The 18,920-nt window shown below is 71.5% G+C and carries 10 protein-coding genes; 6 read left to right on the top strand and 4 right to left on the bottom strand.

From position 1 onward, the window contains the following. Positions 1 to 334 precede the first annotated feature (334 nt). From ACZ4WQ_RS42670 to ACZ4WQ_RS42660, 3 genes are all read left to right on the top strand, one after another. Positions 335 to 2,368, top strand: coding sequence for a flotillin family protein (locus ACZ4WQ_RS42670; protein ID WP_398372823.1), 2,034 nt, complete (start codon positions 335 to 337; stop codon positions 2,366 to 2,368). A gap of 75 nt (positions 2,369 to 2,443) precedes the next feature. Continuing rightward, positions 2,444 to 7,285 carry a DNA repair ATPase gene (locus ACZ4WQ_RS42665; protein WP_468022827.1) on the top strand — a complete coding sequence of 1,614 codons (4,842 nt, stop codon included), beginning with the start codon at positions 2,444 to 2,446 and terminating at the stop codon, positions 7,283 to 7,285. Between the two features lie 89 nt (positions 7,286 to 7,374). Continuing rightward, a complete protein-coding gene (locus ACZ4WQ_RS42660; RefSeq protein WP_468022826.1) occupies positions 7,375 to 8,226 on the top strand; it encodes a phosphotransferase enzyme family protein in 852 nt (283 codons plus the stop codon). 84 nt (positions 8,227 to 8,310) lie between these two features. Here ACZ4WQ_RS42660 and ACZ4WQ_RS42655 read toward each other — a convergent pair whose 3' ends face one another. From ACZ4WQ_RS42655 to ACZ4WQ_RS42645, 3 genes are all read right to left on the bottom strand, one after another. Further along, complete coding sequence (locus tag ACZ4WQ_RS42655; protein ID WP_468022825.1) at positions 8,311 to 9,297, bottom strand: WD40 repeat domain-containing protein; 987 nt, start codon at positions 9,295 to 9,297, stop codon at positions 8,311 to 8,313. Between the two features lie 83 nt (positions 9,298 to 9,380). Beyond that, positions 9,381 to 10,856, bottom strand: coding sequence for an integrin alpha (locus tag ACZ4WQ_RS42650; RefSeq protein WP_468022824.1), 1,476 nt, complete (start codon positions 10,854 to 10,856; stop codon positions 9,381 to 9,383). 243 nt (positions 10,857 to 11,099) lie between these two features. After that, complete coding sequence (locus ACZ4WQ_RS42645; RefSeq protein ID WP_468022823.1) at positions 11,100 to 12,440, bottom strand: helix-turn-helix domain-containing protein; 1,341 nt, start codon at positions 12,438 to 12,440, stop codon at positions 11,100 to 11,102. A gap of 197 nt (positions 12,441 to 12,637) precedes the next feature. Here ACZ4WQ_RS42645 and ACZ4WQ_RS42640 point away from each other — a divergent pair, with 197 nt between their 5' ends. Further along, positions 12,638 to 13,264 (top strand): DUF4232 domain-containing protein, encoded by a 627-nt coding sequence (locus ACZ4WQ_RS42640; RefSeq protein WP_311721696.1) that lies wholly within the window; start codon positions 12,638 to 12,640, stop codon positions 13,262 to 13,264. Between the two features lie 122 nt (positions 13,265 to 13,386). Then, positions 13,387 to 13,992: a TetR/AcrR family transcriptional regulator gene (locus ACZ4WQ_RS42635; RefSeq protein WP_361181839.1), complete on the top strand. Its 606-nt coding sequence runs from the start codon at positions 13,387 to 13,389 to the stop codon at positions 13,990 to 13,992. 12 nt (positions 13,993 to 14,004) lie between these two features. Here the strand turns inward: ACZ4WQ_RS42635 and ACZ4WQ_RS42630 are convergent, their stop codons facing one another. Continuing rightward, on the bottom strand, positions 14,005 to 17,325 hold the full coding sequence (locus ACZ4WQ_RS42630; RefSeq protein ID WP_468022822.1) for a right-handed parallel beta-helix repeat-containing protein: 3,321 nt from the start codon (positions 17,323 to 17,325) through the stop codon (positions 14,005 to 14,007). Positions 17,326 to 17,477: 152 nt separating this feature from the next. On the opposite strand from ACZ4WQ_RS42630, the gene ACZ4WQ_RS42625 reads away from it, so the two are divergent. After that, complete coding sequence (locus tag ACZ4WQ_RS42625) at positions 17,478 to 18,749, top strand: S8 family serine peptidase (protein WP_311721700.1); 1,272 nt, start codon at positions 17,478 to 17,480, stop codon at positions 18,747 to 18,749. Positions 18,750 to 18,920: the final 171 nt, after the last annotated feature.

The following is an 18,920-nucleotide window of genomic DNA, read 5'->3' as shown; positions in this document are numbered from 1 at the left end:
GCGGCCGGGGAGCGCCGCGAATGGTTCCGGTGCCGGACACCGGCAGGTGCGCCGACGAGTGCCCCACGGAGGCCGCGCGCCATCCACAGGTGCTGGGTGCGGGAAGGGGGCCGGACGATGCTGATGCTCGTGGCGGATCGGCCTTCCCCGCCGACCGGGCTCGCCCGGCGGACGTCCTCACTCTTCGTCCGGCCGCGGCATCGTCTCTCGCCCGACGAACCCGGGCCCGCCCGCGTGGCGGCGCACGTGCGCGCCGCCTGAACGGCGGCCCGACTCCGCCCGGGACCGGCCCCGCTTTCCCCTTCGACTGCCTTATGCCTCAAGGACGTATGCCATGGATGTCATCGGCGTGCTCGCCGCCGTCTGCCTGATTCTCGTTGTCGTCGTACTGCTCTTCGTCTCCCGGCTGTTCCGCAAGGTGGAGCAGGGCAAGGCGCTGATCGTTTCCAAGATGCGCAAGGTCGACGTGACCTTTACCGGCCAGGTCGTGCTGCCCGTGCTCCACAAGGCCGAGGTGATGGACATCTCGGTGAAGACGATCGAGATCACTCGGGCCGGTAAGGAGGGGCTGATCTGTAAGGACAACATCCGTGCGGACATCCGGATCTCGTTCTTCGTCAAGGTCAACAAGACCGTGGAGGACGTCATCAAGGTCGCCCAGGCCGTCGGAACCGCGCGGGCCAGCGACCGGGACACCTTGCAGGAGCTGTTCCACGCGAAGTTCTCCGAGGCGCTGAAGACCGTCGGCAAGCAGCTGGACTTCACCGACCTGTACACCAAGCGCGATGAGCTGCGGTACCGGATCATCGAGGTCATCGGTGTCGACCTCAACGGCTACCACCTCGAGGACGCGGCGATCGACTACCTGGAGCAGACGCCGCTCACCCAGCTCGATCCGGCCAACGTCCTCGACGCCCAGGGCATTCGCAAGATCACCGAGTTGACGGCCGTCGAGCATGTGCGTACCAACGAGGCCCAGCGCAACGAGCAGAAGGAGATCACCCGGCAGAACGTCGACGCCCGCGAGGCGATCCTGGAGCTGGAGCGCCGCCAGGCCGACGCCGAGATCAAGCAGCGGCGGGAGATCGAGACCGTACGGGCCCGGGAGGAGGCCGAGACGGCGCGGGTGGTGGAGGAGGAGCGGCTGCGGGCGCAGAGCGCGTTCCTCCGCACGGAGGAACAGCTGGGGATCCAGCGGGAGAACCAGGCCCGCGAGGTCGCCGTCGCCGCGAAGAACCGCGAGCGGGTCATCGCGGTCGAGAGCGAGCGCATCGAGAAGGACCGTCTGCTGGAGGTCATCGCCCGGGAGCGGGAGACCGAACTGACGCGGATCTCCGCCGAGAAGGAGGTCGAGGCGAACAAGCGGGACATCGCCGAGGTCATCCGTGAGCGGGTCGCCGTGGACCGTACGGTGGCCGAGCAGGAGGAGTCCATCAAGAAGCTGCGGGCCGTGGAGCAGGCGGAGCGCGACCGCCAAGCCGTGATCATCGCGGCCGAGGCGGAGGCGCAGGAGAGGCTGGTCAAGGACATCAAGGCCGCCGAGGCGGCCGAGCAGGCCGCCGTCCACCGCGCCGCCGAGGAACTCACCCTGGCCGAGGCCCGGTTGAAGAGGTCCGACCTCGAAGCCCAGGCCAAGCTGCGGGTCGCCGAGGGAATCCAGGCCGAGGCCGCGGCCGAGGGCCTGGCGGCCGTGCAGGTCCGCGACAAGGAGGCCGAGGTCGTCGAGAAGGCCGGCCGTGCGGAGGCCGAGGCGACCGGGGCGCGGATGCGCGCCGAGGCGGAGGGCGCCAAGGCGAAGGCGCTCGCGGAGGCGGCGGCCATCGGCGAGAAGCTCAAGGCGGAGGCCGCCGGCCTCACCGAGAAAGCGGCCGCGATGGCCGCCCTCGACGAGGCGTCCCGCGGCCACGAGGAGTACCGGCTGCGGCTGGAGGCCGAGAAGGACATCCGGCTCGCCGGTCTCGAGGTGCAGCGGCAGATCGCCGAGGCGCAGGCCACGGTCCTCGCGACGGGGCTGGAGAACGCCGACATCGACATCGTCGGCGGGGAGTCCGTCTTCTTCGACCGGCTGGTCGGGGCGATCTCGCTGGGCAAGGGCGTCGACGGCTTCCTCGAGCACTCGCAGACCGCCCAGGCGCTGGCGAAGCCCTGGCTGGACGGCACGGCGAGCCTGACCGACGACCTGAGCCGGATCCTCGGCTCGGTCTCGACGGCGGACGTACGGAACCTGACGGTCTCCGCGCTGCTGATGAAGCTCGTGAAGGCGGGCGGCCCGAACACGGGCCAGGTGCGGCAGCTCCTGGACCGGGCCGATGAGCTGGGACTCGCCGACCTGCCGCTGACCGCCCTGAACGGCGCCGTCAGGACCTGATGACGAGCGGTCAAGGGAGCTGCCGAACAGGGGACGGCAGCTCCCGCACCGCCTCTGCGAAAGGGAACGCGATCCATGGCAACCGGCCTGGACACGGAGACGTACGACGCCGTCGACGTCGGCACGTACGAGGTGCTGCGCGACCGGCTCGCCGGACAGGCCGCCGAGCTCGCCCGCCGGGCCGAGGCACTGAACGCCCGCCGCATCGCGGAGTTCGGCGCCACCCGGCTCGAACTGACCGGAACCGAGCGGCTGCGCACCGAGCGCGGGAGCGTGCCCCGCGACATCGTGTCCGTCGGCGGCCGACTGCTCTTCGGCTACAACGACGCCTCCGGTCCGCACGCGGAGACGGCCGTGGGCGACGTCTTCGCCCTGTACGACCGGGACCGGACCCGGCTGCCCGAGGATGCGGTGCCCGGCCTGCTCGACGACCCGGCCTTCGTGCGGGAGTTCGAGGCTCTGTACCGCTACTACCGGCAGGCCCGCCTCCTCAGGCTCCGCCGACTCGGGGACAGGCTGCTGGCCGTGTTCCAGACGGGCGACAAGGCCGAGGACACCAAGGTGCTGCGCTGGGCCGTCTCCGACGACGGGCGGCCGTCGTTCCTCGACCCCCGCGGCGAGCACGACGACGTGCTCCCGCCCTCCCACGGCTTCGCGTGGACCGAGGCCACCCGCGAGGACCACGTACTGGGCAGCCACCCCACGGTCCGGGTGCGGGGCGAGATCCTGGTCTCCACCGTCGGCGGCGCACTCGCTGTCCGGACGGGGGCGGGGGAGGAGCTCTTCGGCGAGCCGGTGGACGAGCCGCTCCAGTCCCTCGCCGACGCCGACATCGCCCACGCGCGCGTCGGGGCGCTGATCCTGCTGAAGATCCGCCCCTACAAGGAGGACACCCACCGGTACCTGGTCTTCAACACCCTCACCAGGACGGTCATCCGCCTCGACGGCATCGGGCAGGCATGCCGCCGGCTGCCCGACGATCAGGGCATCGTCTTCCCCGGCGGCTACTGCCTGGCCACGGGCGAGCACAAGACCTTCGACCTCGACACATCGGACCTCGAGTTCGAGGGCGAGGTGCGTTCGCCGTACGGCGAGGACACGCTGTACGCGTTCCACGCGCGTGCCGAGGGCCGCAGCCTGCTGCTGTCGTACAACACCATCCGCAAGGAGGCCGCCGCCCCGCTGTCCTGCCACGGCTGGGCCCTGTTCGACGACGGCACCCTGCTGGTGCTGCGGGCGGACGGTGCCGAGCCGGCCCGCGTACACCCCCTTCAGGTGTGGACCTCCCCCTACGCCTCCGACACCTACGCCGCCGCCCAGCCCCTGGGCGAGGGCCCGCTGGCCCGCATCGGCAACTCCGACCTCGTACGCGCCATCTCCACCTGCCTGTCCCTCACCCGCGCGGTCGCCGAGACCACCCCGACGAGTGAGGTGTACGAGGCGCTCGCCGCGGCCTGCGTCCGGGCGGCCGACGCCCATCACTGGCTGGGCGAGGCCGAACTCGGCGACCTGCGCACCCCCCTGGACGCGGTCCGGGACACGGCCGAGCAGGTGCTCACCGAGTTCGAGACCGTATCGACGCTGACCCGGCAGGCGTCCGAGGCGCTCGACCAGACCGCCGGCCGTCTCGCGACGGTGGTGCGGCGGCTGCGCGGCGGGGCTCCTCGCGAGGCCACCGCCTGGGTGAGCGGGCTGACGGAACTCCGCCACGCCCAGGGCCACCTGCTGACCCTGAAGGACATGCGGTACGCGGACACCGCCCGCATCGACGAACTCGCCGCCGAGGCCGAGGCGGACCTCGCGTCCTTCGGGCAGCGCGCCCTCGCTTTTCTGGCCCGCGAGGACGCCTTCGCCGGGCACCACCGGAACGTCGAACAGCTGGCAGCCGACGCCGAGTCGATCCGCAGTGTGGCGGAGGCCGCGCCCGTCGCGGCCCGGCTCGACGCTCTCGCCGACGCGCTGCGCACGGTCACCGAGGTCGTCGCCGGCCTCGACACCGGCGACGCCACCGTACGGACGTACGTGCTGGAGCGCACCGCCGAGGTGTTCGGCGGCGTCAACCGAGTCCGCGCCGTTCTCGACGCCCGGCGCCGGGCCCTGCGCGACAGCGAGGGGCGCGCCGAGTTCGCGGCCGAGTTCACGCTGCTCGGCCAGACGGTCGCCGGTGCGCTCACCGCCACCCGTACTCCGGAGGAGTGCGAGGCGCACCTGGCCTCCGTGCTGGCACAGCTGGAGAACCTGGAGTCCCGCTTCGCGGAGTTCGACGACTTCCTCGGCGAACTCGCGGACCAGCGCACCGAGATCTACGAGGCGTTCTCCGCCCGCGAGCAGACCCTCCTGGACGCCCGCGCGCGCCGCGCCGAACAGCTCGCGGCATCCGCCGACCGCATCCTGGAGACGATCACCCGCCGTGCGGCCACGCTCGGGGACGCCGACGCGGTCAGCACGTACTTCACCTCGGACCCGATGGTCGCGAAGGTCCGCCGCACGGCCGACCAACTGCGGGAACTCGGCGACCCGGTACGGGCGGAGGAGCTGGACGGCCGGCTGCGGGCCGCGCGTCAGGAGGCCGTCCGTGCGCTGCGCGACCGCGCCGACCTGTTCGCCGACGGCGGCCGCACCCTCCGCCTGGGCGCCCACCGCTTCGCCGTCACCACCCAGCCCCCAGGCCTCACCCTGGTCCCGCACGGCGACGGCCTCGCCTTCGCCCTCACCGGCACCGACTACCGCTCACCCGTCTCCGACCCCGACTTCGCCGCCGGCCGCCCGTACTGGGACCGGCACCTGCCGTCCGAGTCGCCCGGGGTCTACCGCGCCGAACACCTCGCCGCCCGACTGCTGCGCCGGCACGGGCCGGCCGCCCTCGCGGCGGCCGACCTCCCCACGCTGGTACGCACGGCGGCGGAGGAGGCGTACGACGAGGGCTACGAGCGCGGCATCCACGACCACGACGCGACCGCGATCCTCACCGCTCTCCTTCCCCTGAACGAGCAGGCGGGCCCGCTGCGGCACGAGCCCGCCGCCCGGGCCGCGGCCCAGCTGTTCTGGGCACACGGCACGACGGCCGGGGCACGGACCACATGGGCCCGCCGGGCGAGCTCCCTGGCCCGGGCCCGGGACACGTTCGGCCTGACGCCCGCGATCGCCGAACTGGAGGAGGAGCTGGCGCGGGCCATCGGCGCCTGGTCCCCCGACGCGGATCCCACGGCGTCCGCCGGGTACCTCTTCGAAGAGCTGACGACCGGCCCCGACGGCTTCACCATCAGCGCCGCCACCCGCACCCTGCTGGACAAGTTCCACCGAACGGTGGGCGACCCGGGCTACGCCGAGGACCTCGCCGCCCTCGACGACCTGGCCGCGCGCCGCCAACTGGCCGCGGCCTGGCTGTCGGCGTACGCCTCCGCCACCGGCACGGAGATCACTGCCGGCGACCTGGCGGAGGCGGTGGCCGCCGAGCTGTGCCCGGAGCTGAGCCGCCACACGTCCGACGCGGTGCTGGAGACGGCCGTCGAGGGCCTGCTCGGCACGCACCCGCGCATCACGGGCCGCCGCATGCTCCTCCGGATCGACGAGTTCCGCGCCCGCACGCGGCGCTTCGCCGACCAGGACGTCCCCGCCTTCCGCGGCTACCAGCGCCGGCGCACCGCCCTGGTGGCCGCCGAACGGACCCGTCTGCGCCTGGACGACCACCGCCCGCGCTCCATGGCGGCCTTCGTGCGCAACCGGCTCATCGACGAGGTGTACCTGCCGCTCATCGGCGACAGCTTCGCGCGGCAGCTCGGCACCACAGGCGAGACGAAGCGCACCGATACCGGGGGTCTGCTCCTGCTCGTCTCCCCGCCCGGCTACGGCAAGACGACGCTGCTGGAATACGTCGCCGACCGTCTGGGCCTGATGCTGGTGAGGGTCAGCGGCCCGGCGCTCGGCCACGCCGTCACCTCGCTCGACCCGGCCGAGGCCCCGAACGCCACCGCCCGGCGGGAGATCGAGAAGATCAACTTCGCGCTCGCGGCGGGCAACAACACCCTCCTGTACCTCGACGACATCCAGCACACCTCACCGGAACTGCTCCAGAAGTTCATCCCGCTGTGCGATGCCACCCGCCGTGTCGACGGTGTGTGGGACGGCGAGCCGCGCACCTACGACCTGCGCGGCAAGCGCTTCGCCGTGTGCATGGCCGGCAACCCCTACACCGAGTCCGGCGCCCGCTTCCGCGTGCCCGACATGCTCGCCAACCGCGCCGATGTCTGGAACCTCGGCGACGTCCTCACCGGTAAGCGGGAGGTCTTCGCCCTCAGCTTTCTGGAGAACGCGCTCACCTCGAACCCGGTGCTGGCCCCGCTCGCCGGACGTGACCGCCACGACCTCGACGTGTTCCTGCGGCTCGCGGCCGACGACCCCACCGCCCGCGCGGACCAGCTCACGCACCCCTACGCCCCGGCCGAGGCGGACCAGATCGTGGCCGTCCTGCGCCATCTGCTCACCGCGCGCGAGACCGTTCTCGCGGTCAACGCCGCCTACATCGCCTCCGCGGCGCAGTCCGACACCACCCGCACCGAGCCGCCCTTCCGGCTCCAGGGCTCCTACCGCACCATGAACAAAATCGCCCAACGTCTCCGGCCCGTCATGAACGAGGCCGAACTCGCCGCCGTCCTCGACGACCACTTCACCGCAGAGGCCCAGACCTTGACCAGCGGAGCCGAGGCCAACCTGCTGAAACTGGCCGAGCTGCGCGGCAGGCCGACCCCCGCCCAGGCGGAGCGCTGGGCCGAGCTGAAGGCCGCGTACGTCCGCACGCAGGCCCTCGGCGGCCCCGAGGAGGACCCCCTCACCCGGGCCGTCGCCGCACTCGGCCTGCTCGCCGACCGGGTGGCAGCCGTCGAGTCCGCCATCATCCGGGCCGCGGAGCAGCCGTAAGCCCGCCCCGGGTGCATGGTTGGTATGGTGCGCAGGTCGCACCGCTTGGAGAGACATGGCAGCGCTCAAGGGAGAGGGGCCAGGCGACGATGCAGGCGTCAGAGGTCTCGCGTGCGGTGGCCGCGGCCATGTCGATCGCCTCATCACGTGGCCTGACAGCCGACGACGCGATCGTTCTTCATAACTCGAACAAGCTCAGTCTGCGTCTGCTGCCTTGTGACGTCCTGGCCCGGGTGGCACCAATAGCGCATCAGGTCGCACAGTTCGAAGTCGACCTTGCTCAGCGGCTCGCCGCATCCGGGTGCCCCGTGGCTGCTCTCGACCCTCGAGTGGAGCCACGCGTCTATGAGCGTGACGGCTTCGCGGTCACGCTATGGACCTACTACGAACCCGTGACACCTCGAGAGGTCTCACCAGCCGACTTCGCCCATGCGCTCGAGCGGCTGCATGCCGGCATGCGCAAGCTCGATGTCCCGACGCCGCGATTCACGGATCGAGTCGAGCAGGCTCAACAACTCGTGGCGAACCGCGACCTCACTCCGGCGCTCGCCGACGCGGACCGGGAGCTGCTCGGCGACACGTTACGAAACCTGAGACGAGTGATCGCCGAGCGCGGCGGCGCCGAGCAGCTGCTGCACGGCGAGCCGCACCCGGGCAACCTGCTCACCACGAAGAACGGGCTGCTGTTCATAGACTTCGAGACGTGTTGCCGTGGGCCCGTCGAATTCGACCTCGCCCATGCGCCCGAAGAAGTCAGCGAGCACTATCCGGGTGTCAATCGGGACTTGCTGCGCGAGTGCCGGATCCTGGTGCTGGCGATGATCACAACGTGGCGCTGGGATCGAGACGACGAATTCCCCAACGGGCGCCGGCTGGGCACGGAGTGGCTCGGCCAGATCCGAGCGGCACTCGATCGCAACGGCCTGGATGCCCAGGGCTGATCGCGGACCCTCGAGGTCGTAGCCGACTGTGCGGGTGCCGACCGGGCGAGGGTCCGAAACCATGCCGCCGTGCCCACGGGATTGTCAGAGAGTCAGGTCCCAGACACGTATGACGCCGTCCCGACCGGCGGTCAGGGCGACCGGGCGATCCCGCATCGTGGTGACCGCCACGGCTTCAACGCGTGCATCGTGGCCGGTCAGCGGCGGCCCGACTGGTCGACCGCCGACGAGGTCCCAGATCCGCACCGTCCCGTCCTCGCCGCCGGTCACCGCGACCGCCCGGTCGCCGACCACGGCGACGTCCAAGGCGTTGATCCTGCCCTCATGACCGGCAGCCGGTTCGTGGATCGGGTCCCCGTCTTCGCTCCCGGACAGGTCGAACACGTACACCTTTCCGGAGTCCGTGCCCGCCACGACGACAGGACGGTCGTCGAGCTGGGAAAAACCGACAGCGTATGTGACTTCCCCGTCGTGCACGGAGAACGACGCGAGCTCCTCGCCGTTCGCGACATCCCACACCGTCACCCCCTCTTCCCCGCCACCGGCGACCAGCGAGCGGCCGTCGATCCGCGCGGTGGCGAGACCCCAGACGGATCCGGCCTCCAGCTCGATCGACGGCTCCTCGCCGGGCCCCCACACCTCGGCTCCGTCCCAGTGGACCCCACTGCTTGCCACGAACAGCGGTGGTCCCTCGTTCTTCACTGCGGCGATGGACGAGATATAGGGCCCGTTGTCGGCCGTCCCACGCAGCAACTCGCCGCTGGACAGGTCCCAGATGGCCGCTCCCTGCTCATCACCCCCGGCGGCCAGCACCACGCGCCCGTCGAAGACGGCTGCGGCCACCGAGTCGATATCGTTCACGGCATCCGGGTGCTCGGCGGCGAGCGGGCCCTCGGCGAAGGGGGACGCCAAGGGCCGCTCCAGCCATTCGTCCCGCAGCGGAGCCCAGCTCCACAGCTTGTGGAAGCCGGTGCACACCACCAATGGCTCCCCGTCCACATCGACGACGGCAAGGCCGTGGATCGGGCCGCCGGGCGCCACGCTGCTCAGAATCAAACGTTCGTCAGACACCCCGGCAGAATATTCGGCGCGTACGACAGCCATGGCGGATGTCGTCATACAGATGCCACACGAGGGGCGCGGTTGCGGCGTGCTCAGTCGGCGAAGTTGGCGCCGAACCCCGGCGTGCCGGTGGTGGAGACACCCGATGAGCTCGGCGAGACGGAGCGGGCGCCGGTTGTGGTGATCTTCGTGCCGCTGGAGGGCAGGTACGTCACCGCGCCGTTGCCGGAGTTTTCCCAGGAGCTGACCAGCAGGTCGGCCTTGCCGTCGCCGGTGACGTCGTCGAGCTTGGTGTCGAGGCCGAACCCGTCGTACTTCTCGTCGTCGCCGGGCACGCCCGCGGTGCTCTGTGCGAAGTACTGGGCGCCGGAGCTGGTGTTCAGGCCGCTCGCGGAGCCGTACAGGACGGTGACCGCGCCGGTGTCGGCGATGCCGTTCAGGTCCTCGCCCGCGGCGCTGATGACGATGTCCTGGTAGTCGTCGCCGTTGATGTCGCCCAGGTCGAGCTCGTAGCCGAACATGTCGTTCTTCTCCGACCCGCCGGGGACGTTGCCGGTGTTCTGGGTGATGCCCGTGGTCGAGCCGGGGCCGGTGGCGGAGCCGTAGGTGATATTGACTTTGCCGCCAAGGGCGGAGCCCGGGATGGTCGTGCCGTCGTCGGTCGTGTTGTTCCAGTAGGCGCCGCTGACGATGTCGCCGAAGCCGTCACCGTTGACGTCGCCGATGGCGGTGATCACGCCTGGCTTGAGGGCCTTCGCCGAGGAGGCGTTGAGGCCGCTCGCGGTGCCCGGCACGTAGTAGTTGGTGTTCCAGCCCCAGTCGGTCTGCGTCTCGAAGCCGTCGACCATGAGGTCGGTGCGGCTGTCGCCGTTGATGTCACCGGCGGTGAGGTTCATCGGGCCCCGGGCGCTGCCGCCGGACTGGATCGGGGGCTTGATCGTGTAGCGGCCGCCGGCGGTGCCGGAGGTGCTGATGCCGCCCTTGTAGACGTAGACGGTACTGGAGGTGTTGCCGACGGCCAGATCGTCCTTCCCGTCGCCGTCGAAGTCGCCGGCGGCCAGGTTCTTGCCCCAGAAGTCGTGCGACGAGGCGGCCGGGTCCGCGATCGTGACACCGGTGCCGGTGATGCCCGAGGCCGAGCCCCACAGCACGGCGAGGGTGCCGCCGTCGATGTCGCCGCCCACGTCCTCCGCGGCCGCGGCCACGGCGATGTCGTCGTAACCGTCGCTGTTGAAGTCGCCGTAGGCGGTCTCGCCACCGAAGGCGTCTTTGGCCTCGGCGGTGCCGGGGACACCGGCGCTGTTCTGGCTGAGCACGGTCCGCTTGGCGGACGACACACCGGTGGACGTGCCGTAGAGCACCACGAGCTGGCCCGCGGTCTCCTTGCCGCTCACATAGGCGCCGGCGGCCGAGAAGGCGACGTCGCCGATGCCGTCGCCGTTGAAGTCGGCCTGGGGGACCGTCGTCGAGTCCGCTGCCATGGCCGTCGTCGTCGGTAACGTGAGCACACCGCCCGTCAGCGAGGCCGCGGCGGCGGTCGCGAGGGCGATACGAAGGTGCTTGTGCATGCGGGGTTCTCCTGCGGCATGCGGGGGATGCCTGACAGGCATCCGCGGTCAATGGGGTGTGTTCCGCCCGCGTTCGCCGCGAGTTCACCGGAAGGCGGCTACGGCTTCGCGAGGCGGTTGGCGATCAGGAGACTCGCGAGGGAACCCAAGGGTTGTAGGTGAAAATGAAAAATGTCCGGGCGTCCCAGGCTCACCGGGAAAACACAGCCTTCCCCTCCGAACTCGCGCTCGCCGCCTGACGAGTTACCGCTTGACCCACTCGCTGCTGCCCGGCTGGTAGGTGTAGCCGGGGCGGCGGGCGCTGGTACGGAACGGGGTGCCGGTGTTGTCGATGTGCACGGTGCCGTGGCGGTCGCCGCTGGACCAGTCCAGGGCGAGGTTCCAGCGGACGTCGTGCGCTTTGGTGCGGGCGGTGACGTAGAAGACCTCCGGGTCGGACTCGCTGACCTTGTACGGGAAGTCGCGCTGGCCGTTCTTGAGGGTGACTTCGGGGCTGCCGTTGTCGAGGTCGACGTCGAACGACTCGGTCTTGACGGCGGCGCCGCCGCCGGGGCAGACGACGCCCATCGAGTAGTCGTTCCAGGCGAGCGGGGTGCCCTTCGTGACGATGCGTACATGTAGCGCCTCCAGGACGACCGTGTCCTTCCCGGTGCCCTGTACGGAGAGGGCGATGCGCTGGTCCCCCGAGGGGACCGCGCCGTACGCGGCGGCCCAGCGGGGCGCGTCCTGCTCGACGGCGGGCGGGCCGACCTGTTCGGGCTCGCTGTCGACAAGGAAGTGCTGGTTGCACGGGTCCTTGTAGACGTAGGGCCGGGTGGTGACCTTGACCGGTGCCGCTTCGGCCTGCTCGGTGGTGACTCCGCCGGTGTGGGCGGCGGACTTCGACGCCGAGGGTTTGCCGTTCTTCGCAGGATGGGACGGGGAAGGGGAGTCCGAGGCGGCCGGGCTCGTGTCGGCCGGGATGGTGTCGTCCTCCGGGCCGGCAATGGTGCCCACGGTGATGTCCCCGGCCCTCCGGTCGTCGGCCTCGCCTGTGAAGGACGGCAGAATCGCGGCGAGCGCGACGGCTCCCAGAGCGGCGGCCGCGGCGACGGGGGCGATGAGCGCGATGCGGCGCCGGCGGGCGCGCGCGGGGGCGGACGGCCCGGCGCCGCTGACGACTGGTTCGTCACTTCCGCCCGGCTCGCGGTGTTCGCTGCCGGTGGATGCCGACGCCATTCCCTCCGGTTCCGCCCCGCCCGGCGCCGTTACCTCCGGTGCCGTTACCTCCGACTCTGCTCCGCCCGGACTCGGCCTCCTGCGTGTCCGCGCCGCATCCGCCAGAATCCACCTCCGGTGCAGCTCGACCTGCTCCTCGCGGGTCGCCCGGCACACCCGGGCGAGCCGCTCGATCGGCGCGTAGTCCGTCGGCACCGCGCTGCCGTTGCAGTAACGGTGCAGCGTCGAGGTGCTCATGCCGAGCCGCTTGGCCAGCGCCCCGTAGCTCAGCCCCGAGCGTTCCTTGAGCCCCCGCAGCAGCTCCGCGAGCGCTTCCGCGTCCTCGGTGGGCCCGGTCGCTCCGGTGGACCCTATCGACCCTGACACCGTTCCTCCCCATGTCCCACGTGGCCTGCCGCGTCCCATTCCCGCATTCCAGGCTCCCTGGATCGCTCCTGGTCAAAGCCTGTTCCGGCGTCCCAGCGTATCCAATTGCCGGTCCTTCGTAGCGGCTGGGATGGATCACCCCACACACTCCGGTTATCCAAGCACCCCCCACTGCGCCACAGAAGGGCACCACCCACATGTCCAGTGTCCGGGACATCCGTACCCGCCTGCCTACCGCCACCGCGGTCGTCGTGATCGCCGTTCTCTCCCTGACCGCGTGCGGCGACGGATCGACCTCCGGTAAGTACGCGAAGTCCGGAGCCGGTTCGGGGCATGGCGGGGACGCGCCGGCGGGGCAGGGCAAGGCCGGTATCGGGGATTCCGGTGGGAGTGGCAACAAGGCCGTCGTCTGCGGGGGTTCCGGCATCAAGACGGTCGCGGCGCCGGTGAACCGGCCGGTGAACCACATGCTGCTCACGGTCACCAACACCGGCAGCGCCCCCTGCGACCTCTACGGCTACCCGGCCGCCCGCTTCGGCAAGGCCCAGTCGGTGCCGCCGGTCAACGAGGACTCCAAGCCGCGGGTCGTCGTCAGACTCGCCCCGGGCGAGTCCGGCTACGCCGCCGTGAACCTGTCGGCCACCGACGGCAGCGGCACGAACGGCCGCACCGTGAAATCTCTCGCCGTCACCTTCCAGGACCGCGCCGGAGAGGACACTTCATGGGCCGCCCATCCGCCTCTGCCCGCCAAGGGCCTTTACGTCGATGACTCCCTGAGCGTCACGTACTGGCAGCAGTCGATGGACAACGCTCTCAGCTGGTAACACCACCGCCGGCCGCGCACTGCCGCGCATCGGTTCATTTTTGGAGAGGAGAAGGGTTGATGAGTGCCATGGCGACGGAGAGCCGCCCTGTGGGAGGGATGAGTGAGCGGCGGCGTTCGCGGTTGCGGCTGGAGATCTCGCGGGAGGCGGCGCGTCTGTTCTGGAAGCAGGGTGTGGCTGCGACGAGCGGTGATCAGATCGCGGATGCGGTGGGGTTGTCCACGCGTACCATCTGGCGGCACTTCCGGAGCAAGGAGGCGTGTGCCGAGCCGATCGTGATGCAGGGCGTCGTCACGTTGATGAGTGTGCTGCGCAGCTGGCCGAAGGACAGGTCTCTTGAGGACCACTTGGTGGGGGAGCTGGTCCGGCTTCAGTATGAGACGCGGCCGGCCGATCTGGCGGATGAGATGCTGGCGATGAAGATGATCCGGCTGGCCGACACCGAACCGGCGTTGCGTACGGCTTGGCTGATGGCTTGTGATCAGATCGAGCAGCAGATGCGGGTGATCATCGGTGATCGGCTGGGGTGTGCGGCCGGTGATCTGGAGGTGCGGGTGCATGCCGCGGCCGCTGCCGCGGTGGTGCGGGTGCTGGACGAGCAGATCGGCGTCGCCTTCCTCGCCGGCGCCGGTGCCACGGAGCTGACCGAGGTGAAGGCCGCCGCCCGGCGGTTCGCCCACGCGATCCGCGCGGCCACCGGCGGGGCCGTCGGCGACCCCATCGCCTGACGGCCCCTTCCGTCAGCCCGCCGGTTGCCGTGTGTCCGTCGGGAGGTCTTCCGGCAGCAGCAGCCGCAGGTCGTCCAGGCCTGGTGCGGCCATCGGGCCGATCCGCCGGGCCTGCCGCGTCATCATCGCCTCCAGGATCTGGCGGGCCGTACGGGCGTTGCCGAACGAGCGGTCGCGCGGCAGTCCGGCCACGTACTGGAGCAGCGCCTCGACGGTCTCGGGTGCGCAGTCGTAGCCGGATGCCGTGGCGTGGCGGCTCATGATCTCGACCAGTTCGTCCGTGGAGTAGTGCTCGAAGTTCACCGAGCGGGAGAAGCGCGAGGCCAGGCCCGGGTTGGAGGCGAGGAAGCGCGCCATCTCCTCGGTGTAGCCGGCGACGATGACGACGACCTCGTCACGGTGGTCCTCCATCAGCTTCAGCAGCGTGTCGACGGCCTCGCGGCCGAAGTCGGAGCCGGCGCCCTCGGGGGTGAGGGTGTACGCCTCGTCGATGAACAGCACGCCGCCCAGGGCGCGTTCGAAGACCTCCTTGGTGAGCTGCGCGGTGTGGCCCACGTAGCGGCCGACCAGGTCGGCGCGGGCCACCTCCACCAGCTGGCCGGTGGCCAGCACGCCCAGGGAGAGCAGCAGGTCGGCGTAGAGCCGGGCCACGGTGGTCTTGCCGGTGCCGGGCGGCCCGGAGAAGACCAGGTGGTGGCTGATTTTCGGGGTGGGAAGGCCCGCGGCCTGCCGCCGTTTGGTGGCCGACAGCAGGTTGACCAGGTCGGTGACCTCGCGCTTGACGGCCTCCAGGCCGATCATGGCGTCGAGGTCGGCGAGCAGTTCCTCGGAGCTGCGGCCGCCGTCCGCTCCCGCCCCGGCCGCCGACTTGTCCGCGATGTCCTCGGGCAGCAGCAGCGAGAGGTCGGCCTCGGCGGGGTTGGCCATGGAGCCGAGCCGGAACGCCTGCCGGTCGACCATCTCCTCGAAGACCTGGCGGGCCGCGCGGCCGTTGCCGAACGTGGCGTCGCGCGGCATCCGCTCGTAGTGCCGGGCGAGAGCGTCCAGGGTGCTCGGGGCCAGCTCGTAGCGGTGCGCCGCGCACATGCTCTCGGTGATGGTCACCAGTTCCTCCACCGAGTAGTTGGCGAAGTCGATGGTGCGGGTGAAGCGGGAGGCCATGCCCGGGTTGGAGGCGAGGAACGAGCCCATCTCGTCGGTGTATCCGGCGGCGATGACGACGACCTCGTCGCGGTGGTCCTCCATCAGCTTCAGCAGCGTGTCGATGGCCTCCTTGCCGAAGTCGGCGCCGGAGCCCTTGCCGTCGGACAGCAGCGTGTAGGCCTCGTCGATGAACAGCACACCGCCGAGCGCCTCGTTGAACGCGTCGGTGGTCTTGATGGCCGTACCGCCGATGACCTGGGCGACCAGATCGGCGCGGGAGACCTCCACCAGATGCCCGGAGCGCAGCACGCCGAGTTCGGCGAGGATGCCGCCGTAGAGCCGGGCCACGGTGGTCTTGCCGGTGCCGGGCGGGCCGGAGAAAACGAGGTGGCGGCTCATCGGCGGGACGGGCATGCCGAGGCTGGCCCGGCGCTGCGCGAGCTGGTTGAGGTTGACCAGGGTGCGCACCTGGTGCTTGACGTCGGCGAGGCCGATCAGCGACTCCAGCTCTGCCAGCGGGCCTTCGGGCTTCTTCTCGCCGGGGCCGGCGGCGGCCTTGCCCTCCTGGGCCAGGTCCCCGGCGGTCTCGCCCCAGGCGTCGGGAGTGGCGTTCCCGCTGCTGTTCAGGCCCTGGACGGTGAGGCGCTCGGTCGCGCGGGTCTGCTTCAGGCCCGCGCCGCGGTTGTCGCGCACGGCGCAGTCGGTGAGGGTGACCTGCTCGGAGCTGTCGACGCGGATGCCGTCGCCGACGCTGCCGCTGATCTGGCAGGTGTCGAGCGTGGCCCGGCCGCCGTTGGCGACGAGCACGCCGTGTGCCCCGGCCTCGGCCACCTGGGTGTGGCCGGCGGAGAGTTCGGCGCCGCTCTCCACATGGAGCCCCGCGGCGGTGCTCGCGTGGATCTGGCAGTCCCGTACGGTGGCGCGGCCTCCCGTGCCGACCCAGACGGCGGCCTGGGCGGTCGAGCGCAGCACGGTGCCGGTGATCTCGGGGGCGCCGCCGACCGCGACCCGGATGCCCGCGCCCGCGGAGTGCGCGACCGTACAGTCCTCCAGGCGCCCGCGGCCGTCCTCGACGACCTCCACGCCGTGGCCGCCGGGCGCGAGGAGACGGGCGTTGCGCAGCAGGGGGTTGGCCCCGGTGCGTATGGAGACGGCGACGCCGGCCGCGTCCACCACCTCCAGACGGTCGAACTCGGCCGAGGCGTCCTCGGACAGCAGGACGGCCGCCGTCGCGTCGGCACAGTCGCGCACGGTGGTGTCGGAGAGCAGCGGGGCGCTGGAGCCGACGACGCGGATGGCGGACGAGGCCGCGGCGTCGAACGCGCAGTCCTGGAACGTGCCCCGGGAACGCTCGGTGACCGCAAGGCCGTTGCCCTTGGTGCGCGCGGTGCCGCAGCGCAGCAGCTCCGGGTCGGCGCCCTGGGCGAGCACGATGCCGGGTCCTGTGGTGTCGCTGACGGTGACCTCTTCCAGCACCGGCCGGGCGGCGCTGGTGACGTAGACGCCGACGGAGGTGTCGTGCACGTGAGTGCGCGCCACGTGCGTGGCGCACCGGCCCTCCAGGGCGATGGCGGGCTTCTCGGTGCCGGAGATGTCGCAGTCCTCGACCCGGCCCTGCGCCTCGCCGTTGGCGAGCAGGCCGTTGCCCTTGGCGTCGCGCATCCGGCAGCCGCGCACGGTGGTGCGGGCCTGCTCGCTGAGGACGACGGCGGAGGTGCCCAGGTGCTCGATCAGACAGTCGTCGATGATGCTCCCGGTGGGGGCGGTGTCCACGACGCCCGCGCCCTCGGGGTTGGAGATCCGGCAGCCGCGCATGGCCAGCGAGCCGTTCTCGCGGGCGAGGAGCGCCGTCCAGCCGGAGCCGACGACGGTGCAGCCGTCCATGGCGACCTGGCCGCGCGGCGCGTCCACCACCGGCAGGTCCTCGCTGCCGCCGCGCAGCGTCAGGTCGGTGAGCATCACGGCGTCCGCGACGAGCACCACGGCGGTGCCGCGCGGCGGGCAGATCTCCACGCTGCCGCGGTCGCCGTCGGCGACGATGGTGAGCCGGGTCCTGACCGTGAGGTTCTCGCGGTAGCGGCCGGGCTTGACGCGGATGACCGCTCCCGTGCGCGCCTTCGCCAGGGCCTCGCCGATCGTCCGGAAGTTCTCCGTCTGGTCCGGGCCGACCGTGAGCAACTGCCGTGACACGCAGGGACCTCCTTGTTGTGGTGCCTGGGCCGACTTCCCGGCCAGACAGAACGAGCCATCCAGGTAAACGGAACTATCGAGTTGAAGAACTTTATATGGGTAAATCGACCACCTTGCGGTGGTTCCTCCCTGGGCCGCGTAACATGCGCGCCATGCGACGTGCTCTCTCTCATCGTCATCCGGTGGCGCGGGTGGTCGCCGCCGCCGCGCTGGCCACCGCTCCGCTCGCCACCGCGGCCACCCCCGCCGCCGCGGACCCGGGCTCGGGCTCGGTGGAACTGCCCCCCGTCGTCGCCGTGTTGGCGTCGGACGTCCCGTGTGCGAAGGCGTCCACCAGGAAGGCCGAGGACGCGACCTGGTCCCGGTCCACGCTCGGGCTCGGCCGGGCCTGGGAGCTGTCCCAGGGCGCCGGGGTGACCGTGGCCGTGGTCGACTCCGGCGTCGGTACGGACATCCCGGCGCTGTCCGGCCGGGTCACCGCGGTCGGCGACGCGGGCGAGGACTGCGTGGGCCACGGCAGCTTCGCCGCGGGCCTGATCGCGGCGGCACCCGTCAAGGGCGTCGGCGTGGCGGGGGTCGCGCCCGGGGCGCGGATCCTGGCGGTGCGCGGGACGCAGCCGCGCGGCGAGACCACCGCCGCGACCCTCGCGGCGGGCATCCGCACCGCGGTCGACAAGGGCGCCGACGTCATCTACGTCGGGCGGGTGCTGGCGACGGGGAAGGCCGAGCTGACCAAGGCCGCGGCATACGCGGCCGAGCGCGACGCGCTGGTGGTGGCGCCGGTCGGCCCGGACTTCCTCCCCAGGGACCGGAACACGGGCCAGACGGTCGAGCCCGCGCCTTGGTACTGGCCCGCGTCCGCGCCCGGCGTGCTCTCGGTCATCGACTACGGCCCGGACGGCAAGCGCCCCGACAGCGCGCCCGCGCTGGACGGCGCGGACCTGGCGGCGCCGGGTGACGCGGTGGTCAGCGTCGGACCCAAGGGCTCGGGCCACTACATCGGTTCGGGCTCCTCGCTCGCCGCGGCGCACGTCGCGGGCGCGGCGGCGCTGGTACGGGCCCGGTACCCGGAGATGTCCGCGGCCGAGGTCGCACGGCAGCTCACGGTGGCCGCGTATCCGTCGGACACACCACGGGTGGACCCGTACGCGTCGGTGAGCTCGCTGCTCACCGACCAGCAGGGCGCCACCCCGAAGCCGGCGGCTGCCCATGTCCCCCCGGCCGCCTCGCCCGAGCCGCGCCATCGCGCCGTGATCATCGCGGGCGCGGGCGGCGGCCTGCTGCTGCTGGTGGCCGCCGGGGCCGTGGTGATCCCCCGCGGCCGGGCCCGGCGCTGGCGCCCGGGGGACGCGCGGGACCGGCAGCCCACGGAGGCCATAGCGCCCACGACGCCCACGGAGCCCGCGGGGACCGGGGCTTCCTGAGGACCGCTGCCCGCACGGCCCGACGGGGCCGTGCGGGCCCTCTGCCCGTTCCGCCGGAATTCCAGCCCGTTTCGGGTGGCAACTCACCCCCCATGCGGGCAGCCGCTTCGCCGATATGGGCAACCACCTCGCCCGCATGGACGGCCCACCGCGCTCTTTCCGGTAATCGCC

This window comes from Streptomyces sp. NPDC028305, assembly GCF_055569495.1.
Note: the sequence above shows the minus strand (reverse complement) of the source record. Positions and strands in the feature narration are given on the sequence as shown.